This window comes from Proteus faecis, from assembly GCF_030286765.1.
Taxonomy (GTDB): Bacteria; Pseudomonadota; Gammaproteobacteria; order Enterobacterales; family Enterobacteriaceae; genus Proteus; species Proteus faecis.
The window spans coordinates 41,719-56,201 of record NZ_JASVWV010000001.1 but is presented as its reverse complement, the minus strand read 5'-3'; the positions used below and the strand labels follow the sequence as shown (position 1 = coordinate 56,201).

The following is a 14,483-nucleotide window of genomic DNA, read 5'->3' as shown; positions in this document are numbered from 1 at the left end:
ATTGGCGTTATCTCTTGTTTCTTACTTTTGTTATAGGCAATAACTCACAATATGATGAGTTTTTCTCTTATGGTAATAATTTCTTAACCGACATTCGTCACTTTACTGTCTTAATAGGGGGAACTTGTGGCATAATGCCGCCCCATTACCTTTTGTCATTCACTAATAATGAGTATTTGTCTTGTTAATCAGCAATAATATCACTATGCAGTTTGGCTCAAAGCCACTGTTTGAAAACATTTCTGTCAAATTCGGTGGCGGAAATCGCTATGGTTTAATCGGTGCCAACGGTAGCGGTAAATCAACCTTTATGAAAATTTTAGGTGGCGATTTAGTGCCAACTAGTGGCAACGTATTCCTCGATCCTAATGAACGTCTTGGTAAACTAAAACAAGACCAATTTGCTTATGAAGAATTTACTGTGCTTGATACGGTAATTATGGGGCACACAGAACTTTGGGAAGTGAAGCAAGAGCGTGAACGCATCTATAGCTTACCTGAAATGAGTGAAGAAGACGGTTTACGTGTTGCCGATCTTGAAGTGAAATTTGGTGAAATGGACGGTTATACCGTTGAATCGCGCGCTGGCGAATTATTGCTAAACGTAGGTATCCCATTAGAACAACATAATGGCCCTATGAGTGAAGTGGCACCGGGTTGGAAATTACGTGTGTTACTTGCACAAGCCCTATTTGCTGATCCTGATATTTTGTTACTGGATGAACCGACGAATAACTTGGATATAGATACTATTCGTTGGCTTGAACAAACGCTAAATGAACGTAACAGTACTATGATCATTATTTCCCATGACCGTCACTTCCTAAATATGGTGTGTACGCACATGGCTGACTTAGACTATGGTGCGCTTGCTGTTCATCCCGGCAACTATGATGAGTATATGTTTGCTGCAACTCAAGCTCGCGAGCGTTTATTAGCGGATAATGCGAAGAAAAAAGCACAAATTAGTGAATTACAATCTTTCGTAAGCCGCTTTAGTGCTAATGCTTCTAAATCACGCCAAGCTACTTCTCGTGCAAAACAAATTGAAAAAATTCAATTAGCTGAAGTGAAAGCATCAAGTCGCCAAAACCCATTCATTCGCTTTGAGCAAGAGAAAAAATTATTCCGTAATGCGCTTGAAGTAGAAAATATCTCTAAAGGTTATGATGATAATGCCCCGCTGTTTAAAGACGTCAATATGATGCTTGAAGTGGGCGAAAAAGTCGCTATTTTAGGTAATAACGGTGTGGGTAAATCGACGTTGATCAAAACATTAGTCGGTGAATTAACACCAGATACAGGCCGTCTAAAATGGTCTGAAAACTCAAACATTGGCTATTATGCACAAGATCATGCAACTGATTTTGAAGTTGATATGACGGTGTTTGATTGGATGAGCTTATGGATGAAACCTGAAGACGACGAGCAATCTGTACGTAGCGTATTAGGTCGTTTACTGTTCTCTCAAGATGACTTGAAAAAATCAGTTCAAGTGTTATCTGGTGGTGAAAAAGGCAGAATGTTATTTGGTAAGCTAATGATGCAAAAACCAAACATTTTGATTATGGATGAACCTACCAACCACTTAGATATGGAATCTATTGAATCACTGAATATGGCATTAGAACTTTATCAAGGCACATTGATTTTTGTTTCTCATGACCGTGAATTCGTGAGCTCATTGGCAAATCGTATTATTGAAATTACACCGGAAAAAGTGACTAATTTCCAAGGTACTTATGATGAGTTCTTGACGAAAAAAGGTATTACACTTTAATTTCATAATAAATTAGAGCAATAATTAAATGAGGCTTGATACTCTTTATCAAGCCTTTTTTTATTGTTATCAAAAAGATCACAATAATTTTGCCCTACTATTTTTTCAATAAAACATTATAACGGTGCACCCGAAAATAATGGTTATCCTATAGGATTAATGGATGATGATTTTAACGCCATTGTGGCCAACGCACTTTAATGCGTGCTAGAGCTTGGTATTTACAGCAGGTAGCAGGAATGCGAACTTTATGTTTAACCCATCATGCGCAGCATAGCAGCACTTCTGTCGGTGGAAGGCGGACTTGAATTGATATAAACAGTTAATTAACCCCAAAAATTATCATTTATAGATATTTTTGCATAAATTAATTTACCTTAGTATCAATTATATGAATAATAATGGTAATAGTAATAATTATTATTCGGTGACTCATTGTGATTGATTTTTATGCATTTAAATTGAAACCTGTGGCATTACTTTGTTCTGCCACCCTTCCTTTTATTTTGACTACACAGGCTTTTGCGCAAGAAACGGCAAAAACGGAACAAGTTGAGAAACTTGTCGTTAGTGCCCAGGCTTTAAAAGTAAATACCAGCTTGCAAGAAACTCCTAAATCCGTTTCTGTTATTTCTCAAAAAGATCTCGAAACACATGCTCCTCAAAAACTTGATGAAGCTTTACGTTATACTTCCGGTGTTGTTTCTCAGCCTTTTGGTGCTGATAACGATACTGATTGGCTTCGCGTGCGGGGGTTTGAAGCTGCAACCTATTTAGATAACAGCCGCCTTTTTCGTGATGGTTATTACACATGGTTATTAGAGCCTTATGGCTTTGAACAAATTGAAGTCGTAAAAGGTGCGTCAGCGGTTTTATTTGGTGAATCGACACCCGGTGGTGCAGTTAACGTCGTACAAAAGAAACCTAGTTTCAAATCTCAAAATGAAGTATTTCTTGAGGTCGGAAATAATGATCAGCATGGGTTAGGCTTTGATGTTTCAAGTACAACAGATGATAAACGTGTACGTTATCGCCTTGTTGGGTTAATGAAAAAATCAGATGGAGAATTATCTCATACTGATAATGAGCGTATTTATCTTGCGCCAAGTATTGCGATTAATCTGACGGATGATACAGCACTAACCTTTATGGCGACCTATTTGCATGATAGTGGTACACCAACCAATCCTTTCTTCCCCGCTGCTGGTACATTAATTTCATCCCCTTTTGGGAAAATTAAACCGTCAACTAACTTAGGTGAACCAGGATACGATAAATATAAACGTACCCAAATTTCAGCAGGTTATTTATTAGAAAGTAATATCAATGATGTTTGGCGTTTTTCTCAACGTTTAAACTATGGTTATAACGATCTGTTATTACGTAGTGTCTACGCATTCCCTAATTCAGATATTACGGCAACAGAACTGAATCGTGGCATTGTTTTCCGTGATGGTAAAAATCAAAGTATCTCTTTTGATAATAATATTGTTGGTGAATGGGATACGGATAATTTCGAACATACATTATTAGCAGGTACTGAGTTGCAATATCATCAAACCAAAGGCGATGAGCAAGATAATTACAGCTTTGGTACGATTAATCCGTGGAACCCTATTTACGGCAAATATACCCCGCTTAACCCTGCTAACAATGTCAATCGCACCATAGATAAAACACAATATAGCCTTTACTCACAGTATCAAACCAGGTTTGATAGCCACTGGGTTGCAATGGCAGGTGTACGCCAAGATTGGGTAAAAACAGAAAATAAAGCCAAGGTAAAAAATGAGGATAAATCACGTACTGATAGCGAATTTAGCCTCAATGCAGGTTTAATGTACTTAGCTGATAATGGCTTATCTCCTTATGTGAGTTATTCAGAGTCCTTTGAGGTGATGAGTACTATCGATCCTGCAACTCAAGATCTGTATAAACCATTAAAAGGTGAACAAATTGAAGCAGGGATAAAATATACACCTGATTTTATCGATGGTTACCTTAATGTTGCTTGGTTTGATATCACTCAGAAGAATGCGCTGGTTGCAAACCCAACGACTTTTGTTTCAACACAAACGGGTAAAGTGACGTCAAAAGGGGTTGAAGTAACCAGTGAAATGCAATTAACAGAACGTTTAGCGTTAAAAGCCAATTACACTTATACCGATATGCAAACAGATGACACGGGTAATAAAGGTAAACAACAAGCCGGTTTAATTCCTAAACATACGGCATCTGCTTGGGGAAGTTACACAATTCCAATTACAGGAACCCAAGATTTAACTTTAGGAACCGGTGTTCGTTATTTAGGTAAATCTAAAGATAATCCTAAGAGCAGTGATTTAACCGTACCTAGTGCAACATTATGGGATATGGCTGCGATCTATAATTTCAATAAACAGTGGCAATTACAGTTAAATATTAACAATATTCTCGATAAAGAATATCTCTCTGGTTGTGATTATTACTGTTATTACGGGCAATCTCGTTCTGTTCTATTGAATGCTAAATATCGCTGGTAATTTTCTTTATTATTCCGCCTTTTGTTGTTAATCATGCAATAAAAGGCGGAATATCATTTTATAAATGAGTGACCATGTTTGAACTCTCAAATATTCAAATGGATCGCGGTGGACGCACTATTCTATCTATTCCCTCACTGCGTATTTCAGATCTAGGATTGACCATTGTGCTCGGCCATAATGGCTCAGGTAAATCGACTTTAGTCAGTTTGTTATCAGGTCAGCAAGCCCCAGATAGTGGCTCTATTACACTAAATAACAGCAATATTTCACATTATAAGCCTCGTGAGCTGGCTAAACAAATTGCCTTTCTCCCACAAAAACTTCCCGCTTCTGCTGGATTAACGGTTAGAGAATTAGTGCGTTTAGGACGCTTTCCTTGGCGTGGAACATTAGGCCGTTGGAATAAAAAAGACGATGAAATTATCACAACAGCGATGGAAAAAGCGGGAGTCCTCCCTTTTGCTGACACGCTTGCTGATGATTTATCAGGTGGCGAACGTCAACGGGCTTGGGTTGCCATGTTACTGGCTCAACAATCACCTATTTTGATTTTAGATGAACCAACATCAGCATTAGATATACATCATCAATATCAACTTATGGAATTGTTGAGTGAGCTAAATCAAACTCAGCATGTTGGTATCATCGTTATTTTGCATGATCTTAACCTTGCCTTACGTTATGCCACTCATATTATCGCGCTTAAAAAAGGCAAAATTGCATTTGAAGGTGAAGCTTCATTACTTTTTGATGATGAACGACTTTCTGCACTTTATGAGACACCGATTAAGCTGATTGAGCACCCTGATAATAAAGGTTCACAACAACATAAGGTGGCGGTGGTATGCGTGTAATATTACAAAAAATAGTTAAATCACTGTCTTTGGGGCTGGCTATTTTATTGATCACTCCTAGCGTAAATGCCACACCAAATACCAATAAAATACCGCAACGCATTATTGTTTTAGATTGGGATTTACTGGAACAAATATTAACACTAGATGTTATTCCCGTAGGTGCGACCGAAATTGCAGGGTATAACCAATGGGTAGCTCATCCTATTGCCCCAAACTCTATTGAAGAAGTGGGTATGCGGGCAGAGCCTAATTTAGAAAAAATGGCATCGTTAAAGCCCGATCTTATTTTAGCGGCAAGTTCGCAACAAGATTTATTGCCAGTGTTGCAAACTATCGCTCCTGTTGTGTATTTACCTAATTTTTCTCGCCAAGATAATGCTGCCAATGTGGCTTTAGCGCATTTTAATACCCTAGCCTCTCTTTTAGGGAAAGAGACGCTTGCGCGGCAAAAATTAGCTGAGATGGACAATACTTTTGCACAATTAAGAGAAAAATTACAATTATCATTTATTACGCTACCAGAAGTCGAAGTGATCCGTTTTTCTACATTAACGTCCGTCTTTTTATACACAGAAAACTCAACAACTGAATTTGTAGTTAAAAAGTTGGGATTGAAATCAGCAATATCGTTACCTCCTCAACCTTGGGGAATCGACCAAAGAAGAATGAATGTGTTGCAGCAGATTAAGCAAGGTTACGTTCTTTATATGTTGCCTTTTCCCGATGAAAGTAAACTGCAAAAGTCCGTGTTATGGCAAGCTATGCCATTTGTTCAAAATGGACATTTTCATTCGGTAAAACCCGTCTGGAATTATGGCGGAGTGACATCGTTAACGTTAATGGCCGAAGCCATTACAGAAAGTTTATTAGATATGGCACCGAATAATGAAAATTAAGCAATATACTTTCTATTTTTTGGCAATTATCTTATTAAGTATTATCAGCTTACAAGTTGATAATTCTCTTTCATTATCTCACCAATGGTATTTATTAAAACATCCAGAAAGATCCTCACCATTCGCTGATGTTTTTTTTATTCATGCACAATTACCACGTTTAGCAATAACACTGCTGATTGGGGGGATCTTCGGTGTTGTCGGGAGTTTAATGCAGCAATTAACGCAAAATAACCTGACATCGCCCTTAACATTAGGAACCTCATCAGGAGCTTGGTTAGCTTTAGTTATTGTGAATATCTGGTTTACCGATTGGGTTGCTGATCACAGTGCATTAGCTGCAACAATAGGCGCTTTATTTGCATTTGGTTTTGTGATTATTATTGCCGGCATTCGTAATATGACCGGTTTACCCCTTGTCGTTTCCGGTATGGTAGTCAATATTCTATTAGGTGCTATCGCGACCGCATTAGTGACATTAAATTCTCAATTTGCTCAAAATATATTTATGTGGGGAGCCGGAGATTTGGCTCAAGATGGTTGGAATTCATTTTTTTGGTTATTACCGCGAATTGCACCTGTTGTACTTATTTTTATTTTTGCCCCTCGTATTCTCACATTATTACGTTTAGGTAATGAAGGCGCGACAGCTCGAGGATTGTCTGTTTTACCTGCATTTGCCTTTTTTATTATATTAAGTACTTGGTTAGTTTCTGTCTCTATTACTGCTGTTGGGGTGATTAGTTTTATCGGATTACTTGCACCTAATATTGTTAGAACATTAGGTGCAAGAACTGCTCGCCAAGAACTTATTGCCAGTTGCCTAATGGGAATATGTTTATTGCTTATTACGGATAGCTTGGCGATAGGGGTTGGACAGTGGCTTAATACAGTTATTCCAAGTGGTGTTACTGCAGCCGCTATTGGAGCACCTGCACTAATTTGGTTTAGCCGTAAGAAAATGCGCGCTCAAGATCAGCTTTCGATTTCAATTAATTCACAGGCTAAAACAGTATCAAAATATGCTGTGATAGGAATATTTGTATTATTAATACTCGGATTAGTCCTTACCCTTTTCATTCATATTAATGAACAACAATGGTTCTGGGAAATACCTTCTGTTTATCAATGGGCATTGCGATCACCCCGCTTATTGGCTGGATTATTTGCAGGTATTGCTCTTGCTATTGCTGGTGTTATTTTACAGCGTTTAATTTATAACCCATTAGCTAGTCCAGATATTTTGGGGGTGTCATCGGGTGCTACTTTTGCATTAGTTTTTTCGAGCTTAATTTTAGGGAGCACCTTACAAACATCACTGTGGGGAGTTGCGCTATTAGGCAGCTGTGTTGTTATGATTATTTTATTAGTTTTAGGCAGAAGGCACCAATATGCACCAGCCAGCTTAATATTAACGGGTATTGCATTAACCGCGAGTTTGGAAGCCTTTATTCAATTTTTCTTAGCTAAAGGCTCCTTAAATAGCTATAAAATATTACTGTGGTTATCAGGCTCGACTTATCGTGTTAACAGTGAACAGGCTCTCTATTTTGCATTCGCAATCACATTAATTGTGGGTAGCGTCTTTTTATTAACGCGCTGGCTTGCATTAATATCTATTGGTCGAAGTTTTGCCTTAGCTCGCGGATTACATGCTGGGCATGCCAGTATTATTTTATTAATCATTGTATCGTTGCTATGTGCCTTAGTAACTTCAACCGTTGGCCCTATTGCCTTTATTGGCTTAGTGGCTCCGCATACGGCAATATTACTTGGTGCTCATAAAATCAAATCGCAATTAATGGTTTCAGGGTTAATTGGTGGAACCTTAATGGTGTGGGCGGATTGGCTTGGGCAAATATTTATTTATCCCGCTCAAATTGCAGCAGGAACTTTGGTGGCGATTTTAGGTGGTAGCTATTTCCTTTGTTTAATGTTGTTAAATCGTAGCCGTTGATTTAAAAAGCCTAAGATATTGTCATTAATTTTTGCTGATATCTTAGGCTTTGTGCGTTATTAATCACACATAACTTTTATTGTTTTTATGATTAATGCGTTGAAAACCTAAAACTCCAATTAACATCACTAAAGCACTTGCTCCAATTGCAATCCATATACCAGATTGAACACCGGAATAATCAATCCGTTGTCCTGTTAATGTTGCACCAATTGCTGTACCTACATTTAACCCTGCAAGTAACCATGTCATTCCTTCAGTTAGCTGATTTTCTGGTATATTTTTCTCAATAAGTGACATGGTCACGATTATCATAGGAGCAAAGAAGATCCCCGAAATTAATACGACAAAACTTAAGCTATAAATAGAGCCGACGAAAATAAGAGGCAAAATAGTAAGAAAAGTTGCGATGCCACCTAAGCATAATAAATGGTGTAAAGGTGTTGATAATTTTAACGTGCCAAAAAATAAGCCTGCAAAACAAGAGCCAACCGCATAGGCTGCTAATACAAAACTGGCTCCTGCGGGTATTTTTTGGGCATTGGCAAAAGCCACACTAAAAATATCAATAGTACCTACAATAACGCCCATAAAAATCATAATAACAGTTAAGATTTTGACAAGAGAAAAACGGATCACAGAGTGTGTTTTATGAGATGTTGATTCAGACGATATTGATATTATTGCCGGCTCTGTATCACGTTGTAAAACGAGTAATAACACACCAATAATAAGAAAAAAAGCGGCTAGTAATAACCCGGCTTGAGGGAAAAAAGCGACACTTAACGTGACAGAAATGGGTGGACCAATAATAAATGTCACTTCATCAAACACACTTTCTAATGAATAAGCTGTTTGTAAACGACTATCTTCTTTATAAATTGCAGTCCATCTCGCTCTGATCATGGCAGAAATACACGGCATAAAACCAATTAGTACTGCAAAAATAAATAATAAACTAATATGCACTGTAACCATGTGGCTAATAGCATCCCCCCGATCCCAATCACACTAATTGATGTGAATAAAGGTAAAATTCTATATTGCCCATAATTATCGACTAAACGTGATATTTGGGGTGATAGAATTGCGTAAGTAAATACAAAACTAGCAGAGATTGTTCCCGCTAATGCATAACTCCCTGTAAGTTGTGAAATCATCATTATGATACCAATCCCCATCATTGGTAATGGTAATCTTGCAACCATTCCCGCTAAGGTGAAAGATAGAGTGCCTTTATAGCTAAACAGTGTTCGATAAGTGTTTATCATCGTTTTCCTTATGTTTACCCTTGCCATTTTGACGAGGGTTAAAGATAATACATACATTGCGTATGTATAAATCATATATACATACGAACTGAATGTAAACATACAAACAATACGTATGTATATTTGAAAAAGGAGATGAAATGGCTAGACGTACGCGTGCTGAAATGGAAGAAACACGACTATTATTGCTACAAACAGCGAGAAAAGTCTTTTGTGAACAAGGTTATGCAGAAGCATCAATGGATGACTTAACGGCGCAAGCAGGATTAACTCGGGGGGCGTTATATCACCATTTTGGTGATAAAAAAGGATTGTTATCTGCTGTTGTTGCACAAATAGATGCAGAGATGGATGCGCGTTTGCAGGCTATTTCCGATATTATTGATGATCCTTGGTTGGCATTCTCAATGCGTTGTCATACCTATTTAGAAATGGCTTTAGAGCCTGAAATTCAACGTATTATTATGCGAGATTCACGTGCCGTATTAAGTGATAAATTGGCGGAACTCCCCACTCATTGTGTAATATCAATGAGCAATATGATTGATAAACTTATCGAAAATAAAATAATTATCAAAACCGACTCAAAAATGTTGGCTCTATTTATTTATGGTAGTTTAGAAGCGACGGCTTTATGGATAGCGAATAGTCTTGATGGTAAAACTCAACTAGAGCAGGCTAAATCAACATTAGATACTTTATTAAACAGTCTACGTAATTCGACAGAATAAATAAAAAGGGTAATTTTACCCTTTTCTCTTGTCAAAACCTCATATCGTGACACTGTCACGATAAAATTTCATTTATTTTAGCAATTGAGTAAATTGCTGATATAACATATTACCTAATGTTTTGGCGGTATATTCTTTGCTATGGTCTAAATTATCAACAGCTGCATGCATACCATGATAAATTAATGTACTGGTTAATTCCGGTTGTGTTACGTGCCAAGTTTTATTTTCTGAACCCGAAATTAATAGTGTTTTAATTTGCTGTAATGCCCTATTTTCATGAATATTACTGCTTTGATGAAATACTTGATGAAAAAGCATATCGTGTAATGCTTGTTTCTCAACATAAGCAATAACGCTAACTTCACACCATTGTTTTAATTTTTCACGATGATCTTGTTGTGAGCAGGCGTCCATTGCGTTATCTATTTTATTTAAATACCAATCCATATAACGTGTTCTCAGTGCATCAAGAATGTCTGTTTTGGCAGAAAAATAGTGGTAATACGTTCCTTTGGCTACCCCTGCTTTTTTTACGATATCGCTAACGGTTGTGACATCAAAACCTTTATCAAGAAATAACGTTTCTGCTGCATTCATTAACTCTTCTAAACGAACCTCGGCGGGTTTTGTTCTTGGTTTATCTGTTGTTTGTTCTTCTAATGACATTACTTATCTCCCTCAAAGGCGCTTGTAAAGCGTACTCTATATTAAAGCGACTCACAATGATGATAAATGAAACTCATTATCAATATCAATTGACCGACGGTCAGTCGAATACTATGATGCTATTATTATTCATCATTAAGGCAATAAAGCTTATGACTTCTTTAAAACGACCGTCACTTATCTGTGCCATTTGTTTAGGTACTTTTATGGCAACGCTCGATATTAGTATCGTAAATGTGGCTCTACCGACGATTCAAAATGATATACATGCTGACATGGCAACCTTACAGTGGATTGTTGATGCTTATGCACTTTGTCTATCAGCTTGTATTTTGTCATCCGGTCCTTTAAGTGATCGCTTTGGACGAAAAAAAGTGTGGCTATGGGGCGTAATTATCTTCACGTTAGGCTCAGTAATTTGTGCAATTGCACAGCAACATGAAATATTAATTCTTGGACGTATTATTCAAGGTATTGCTGCGGCTGCACTTATTCCGGGTGCACTGTCTTTAATCACTCATGCTTTTCCTATTGATATTGAACGGGTTCGCATCATAGGAATATGGTCTTCTGTTAGTGCATTATCACTCATCATTGGGCCTATTTTAGGTGGTGTTTTAGTTCATGCGAGTGGTTGGGCGAGTATATTTCTTATTAATATTCCTATTGGCATTCTTACCGTTTTATTAGGTTGGTATGGATTAAGTGAGAGTGCTGATCCTGAAAATGTTGCTTTAGATCCTTTTGGTCAATTAACCAGTATGTTGGGATTAGGATCACTGACTTATGGTTTAATTGAAGCTGGCTCTGTGGGGTGGTCACATTATAGAACGGTATCAACACTGATTGCGGGAATTATATTTCTTGTCCTTTTTTTAATGATAGAAAAACGCGTTCAACGTCCTTTACTACCATTGACTTTATTTAAAGATCGCACGTTCTTTCAATATAATCTTTCTTCTTTTACCTTGGGTTTTGCTACATACAGTAATGTCTTTTTTATTGCTTTCTTTTTGCAAAAAGCACAAGGCTGGAGTGCATTAGAAACGGGATGGAGAATGGCACCAGAATTTATTGCAATGGCACTGTTTTCTATGTCTTTTGGACGACTCTCTTCTTATTTCTCAGTCAGAAAGCTTATGATCTATGGTTTCTTATTTATCGCTATTTCTTCTTGTTTATTAGCAACATTAGCAACAAATAGCCACTATGGAATAACAGGAAGCTATCTGTTTGTATTAGGTGCTGGAATGGGATTATCAACACCCGCAATAGGTGCTTTAGTGATGAAAAGTGTGCCACCATCTCGTTCTGGTATGGCGTCTGCAACTATGAATGCATTAAGACAAACCGGCATGACAATGGGAATTGCTTTATTAGGGACATTGATGGTGCAACAAGCTATTCATTATATGGTGATCCAAAGTCAAGTATTAGGAATATCTGTAAATTATATCGATATTGTTGGTTTAGTGACTGAAAATACGACAAATAGTTTAGACAAAGATTTTGTTACTTTGTTACCAGAGGCGTTTAATTCAGGATTTGCTTATGCAATTGCGACTGCGGGGATCTCATGTTTTGTGACTTTATTTATTGTGCTCTTTCCTGTTAAAGCAAAACATAAGGCACTTACTCAACAAATCACAGATTAACATTTATAAACGTTGAGTTAAAAATTCAAGAAAAGACTCAATATTACGTGAAAGTGTGCTACGAGTTGCATATATTGCCACTAAATTAATCGTTGCGGGTTGTTGAGGAAATTCAATAGCTCGTAACTTCCCCTCTTTAATCATATCAAGGCAGCAATGCTCAGCTAAAATAGCAAATCCCAATCCCTTTAATACTGCTGATTTTGCTAATATGGCGCTGTTTACTCGATAATTACTATTAATGGTTATTTTGATTGGTTTTTTATCTTCACCCACAAATATCCAAGGTTGCCCTTCTAGTGCGCTTAAGCTTGAAATACACGGCATTTTACTTAATTGTTCAATATGTGTAGGTATTCCTGTTTTTTCTAATAATTCATTAGATGCGACAACAATACTTCGCCAAGATTTAATCAAACGCGAGTGATAACTACTATCCGCTAAATTTCCACGATGAAAGGTTAATAACAAATCAATATCATCATCGATGATATTTCTTGGCATTAATTGGGTATCACATTGAATAAGCAAATTAGGATGAAGTGCGGCAAAATCAGCCAAAATATCACCCAGTAGCTCACTACCATATTCACTTGGAATGGTTAAACGGAAAGTGCCCGTTAATGGTCCATCACGGGTGATATTGCTAATCACATTATCTAATTCAGTTAAGTTTTTTTTCCCTTGCTGATAGAGTATTTTACCTTGTTCAGTGAGGCGCATCTTTCGGGTTGTTCTATCAATAAGCTTACAATTAAGTTGTTGTTCAAGTTGTTTAATTGCACGACTAATATTTGAGCTAGGCATAGATAATTGCCGAGCCGCAGCTGCAAATTGTCCTTGCTCTGCTACGGCAGAAAAAATACGTAATAAATTAAGATCGATTTGCATAAATAATTCACTGCCTACTGTATTTCTATTGCTTAATATAGGCAGTGTATCATTCATTTTCTTTTCTCTCGTTAATAATTAACAGTAACCATAAGACATGAGTTTTTGATAACGTTTATCTAAAAGCGCCTCGGTTGAGTAACTTTTTAATAAGGCTAAGTCAGTTAATAATTGTTGTTTAAGAAATTCTGCGGCCTGTTGATGATCACGATGAGCGCCACCTAATGGCTCTGGAATAATGGCGTCAATAATCCCTAATGATTGTAATTTAGGTGCAGTCATTCCCATTGTTTCTGCCGCAATTGGCGCTTTATCAGAGTTTTTCCATAAAATAGAAGCACACCCTTCTGGTGAAATTGCCGCATAAGTACTGTATTGCAACATATTAACTTTATCACCAACACCAATGGCTAGCGCACCTCCAGAAAATCCTTCACCAGTAATTGTGCAAATAATAGGTGTTTTTAATCGTGACATTTCAAGAATATTACGCGCGATAGCTTCGGCTTGTCCTCGTTCTTCTGCGCCGACACCTGGGTAAGCCCCTGCTGAATCAATAAAAATAATAACAGGCAGGTGAAAACGCTCCGCCATTTTCATTAAACGTAATGCTTTACGATAACCTTCAGGTGATGGCATGCCAAAATTGCGAAAGATTTTTTCCTTTGTATCACGCCCTTTTTGTTGGCCAATTACCATGACGGGCATTTTGTCTAAACGCGCTAACCCCGCCACAATCGCTTTATCATCGGCGTAAGCCCTATCCCCCGCCAATTCCTGAAAATCAGTAAAAATCGCTTTAATATAATCAAGGGTATATGGGCGCATAGGATGACGAGCGAGTTGCACAATTTCCCAAGCACCTAAATCAGTAAAAATCGATTTTGTCAGCGAAAGACTTTTTTGCCTTAAGCGTGCGATCTCTTCATCTAAATTAATGCTGGTTAGTTCATCTTGAGATTGTTTAAAAGTGAGTAATGCATCTATTTTTTCGTCTAATTCAACAATAGGTTTTTCAAATTCAAGATGAATAAAAGACATAATGACCTCAGATTTAATGCAGTAAATAAAACAGTAATGAGATCAGTTTAGAAAAAATAATAATGTGTTAATAGTGAGGAATTTGATAAACACTATTATCAAAAATGGGATAATTAAACTTAACAATAAGAACCGCAAGAAAAAAGAAGATCAAAAAGAGCTTTTTCTCTGATTTTAAGCTATACAGAAATTATTAAGTCATGTATTAAT

At 37.2% G+C, this 14,483-nt stretch carries 12 protein-coding genes; 7 read left to right on the top strand and 5 right to left on the bottom strand.

The features are described 5' to 3' along the window. The first annotated feature begins 181 nt into the window (after nt 1–181). The 5 genes from QSH13_RS00235 (at nt 182) to fhuB (ending at nt 8,015) form a co-directional block, all read left to right on the top strand. On the top strand, nt 182–1,780 hold the full coding sequence (locus QSH13_RS00235) for an ABC-F family ATPase (protein WP_109397425.1): 1,599 nt from the start codon (nt 182–184) through the stop codon (nt 1,778–1,780). Nucleotides 1,781–2,217: 437 nt separating this feature from the next. After that, nucleotides 2,218–4,302 (top strand): TonB-dependent siderophore receptor, encoded by a 2,085-nt coding sequence (locus QSH13_RS00230; RefSeq protein ID WP_109397426.1) that lies wholly within the window; start codon nt 2,218–2,220, stop codon nt 4,300–4,302. Nucleotides 4,303–4,376: 74 nt separating this feature from the next. Then, on the top strand, nt 4,377–5,159 hold the full coding sequence (locus QSH13_RS00225) for an ABC transporter ATP-binding protein (protein WP_109397427.1): 783 nt from the start codon (nt 4,377–4,379) through the stop codon (nt 5,157–5,159). Continuing rightward, nucleotides 5,150–6,058, top strand: coding sequence for an iron-siderophore ABC transporter substrate-binding protein (locus tag QSH13_RS00220; RefSeq protein ID WP_286038663.1), 909 nt, complete (start codon nt 5,150–5,152; stop codon nt 6,056–6,058). The genes QSH13_RS00225 and QSH13_RS00220 overlap by 10 nt, the downstream gene beginning before the upstream one ends. After that, nucleotides 6,048–8,015 carry a Fe(3+)-hydroxamate ABC transporter permease FhuB gene (fhuB, locus tag QSH13_RS00215; RefSeq protein ID WP_286038662.1) on the top strand — a complete coding sequence of 656 codons (1,968 nt, stop codon included), beginning with the start codon at nt 6,048–6,050 and terminating at the stop codon, nt 8,013–8,015. Before QSH13_RS00220 ends, fhuB begins: the two co-directional genes overlap by 11 nt. A gap of 63 nt (nt 8,016–8,078) precedes the next feature. On the opposite strand, the gene QSH13_RS00210 is transcribed toward fhuB, so the two are convergent. Together QSH13_RS00210 and QSH13_RS18505 are read right to left on the bottom strand one after the other, a co-directional pair. Next, nucleotides 8,079–8,993, bottom strand: coding sequence for an MFS transporter (locus QSH13_RS00210; protein WP_336621751.1), 915 nt, complete (start codon nt 8,991–8,993; stop codon nt 8,079–8,081). Then, the gene (locus QSH13_RS18505; protein ID WP_336621750.1) at nt 8,948–9,286 is read right to left on the bottom strand and encodes a hypothetical protein; all 339 of its coding nucleotides are present in this window, start codon (nt 9,284–9,286) and stop codon (nt 8,948–8,950) included. The genes QSH13_RS00210 and QSH13_RS18505 overlap by 46 nt, the downstream gene beginning before the upstream one ends. A 140-nt stretch (nt 9,287–9,426) precedes the next feature. Here QSH13_RS18505 and QSH13_RS00205 point away from each other — a divergent pair, with 140 nt between their 5' ends. Beyond that, a complete protein-coding gene (locus QSH13_RS00205; protein WP_109397431.1) occupies nt 9,427–10,017 on the top strand; it encodes a TetR/AcrR family transcriptional regulator in 591 nt (196 codons plus the stop codon). A gap of 72 nt (nt 10,018–10,089) precedes the next feature. Here QSH13_RS00205 and QSH13_RS00200 read toward each other — a convergent pair whose 3' ends face one another. After that, nucleotides 10,090–10,686 (bottom strand): TetR/AcrR family transcriptional regulator, encoded by a 597-nt coding sequence (locus QSH13_RS00200; protein WP_196544196.1) that lies wholly within the window; start codon nt 10,684–10,686, stop codon nt 10,090–10,092. Nucleotides 10,687–10,838: 152 nt separating this feature from the next. Between QSH13_RS00200 and QSH13_RS00195 the strand changes: the two genes are divergently transcribed. Further along, a complete protein-coding gene (locus QSH13_RS00195; protein ID WP_196544195.1) occupies nt 10,839–12,341 on the top strand; it encodes an MFS transporter in 1,503 nt (500 codons plus the stop codon). 3 nt (nt 12,342–12,344) lie between these two features. On the opposite strand, the gene QSH13_RS00190 is transcribed toward QSH13_RS00195, so the two are convergent. Further along, nucleotides 12,345–13,232, bottom strand: a complete 888-nt coding sequence (locus QSH13_RS00190; protein ID WP_196544214.1) for a LysR family transcriptional regulator — start codon at nt 13,230–13,232, stop codon at nt 12,345–12,347. 78 nt (nt 13,233–13,310) lie between these two features. After that, nucleotides 13,311–14,273: an acetyl-CoA carboxylase carboxyl transferase subunit alpha gene (accA, locus tag QSH13_RS00185; RefSeq protein ID WP_185900753.1), complete on the bottom strand. Its 963-nt coding sequence runs from the start codon at nt 14,271–14,273 to the stop codon at nt 13,311–13,313. Nucleotides 14,274–14,483: the final 210 nt, after the last annotated feature.

Excerpts from the sequence above, each read along its gene's own strand:
- QSH13_RS00205 (WP_109397431.1), top strand. The coding sequence starts at position 9,427 with ATGGCTAGACGTACGCGTGCTGAAATGGAAGAAACACGACTATTATTG.
- fhuB (WP_286038662.1), top strand. The coding sequence starts at position 6,048 with ATGAAAATTAAGCAATATACTTTCTATTTTTTGGCAATTATCTTATTA.
- accA (WP_185900753.1), bottom strand. The coding sequence starts at position 14,273 with ATGTCTTTTATTCATCTTGAATTTGAAAAACCTATTGTTGAATTAGAC.
- QSH13_RS00225 (WP_109397427.1), top strand. The coding sequence starts at position 4,377 with ATGTTTGAACTCTCAAATATTCAAATGGATCGCGGTGGACGCACTATT.
- QSH13_RS00195 (WP_196544195.1), top strand. The coding sequence starts at position 10,839 with ATGACTTCTTTAAAACGACCGTCACTTATCTGTGCCATTTGTTTAGGT.
- QSH13_RS18505 (WP_336621750.1), bottom strand. The coding sequence starts at position 9,286 with ATGATAAACACTTATCGAACACTGTTTAGCTATAAAGGCACTCTATCT.
- QSH13_RS00210 (WP_336621751.1), bottom strand. The coding sequence starts at position 8,993 with ATGGTTACAGTGCATATTAGTTTATTATTTATTTTTGCAGTACTAATT.
- QSH13_RS00220 (WP_286038663.1), top strand. The coding sequence starts at position 5,150 with ATGCGTGTAATATTACAAAAAATAGTTAAATCACTGTCTTTGGGGCTG.
- QSH13_RS00200 (WP_196544196.1), bottom strand. The coding sequence starts at position 10,686 with ATGTCATTAGAAGAACAAACAACAGATAAACCAAGAACAAAACCCGCC.
- QSH13_RS00190 (WP_196544214.1), bottom strand. The coding sequence starts at position 13,232 with ATGCAAATCGATCTTAATTTATTACGTATTTTTTCTGCCGTAGCAGAG.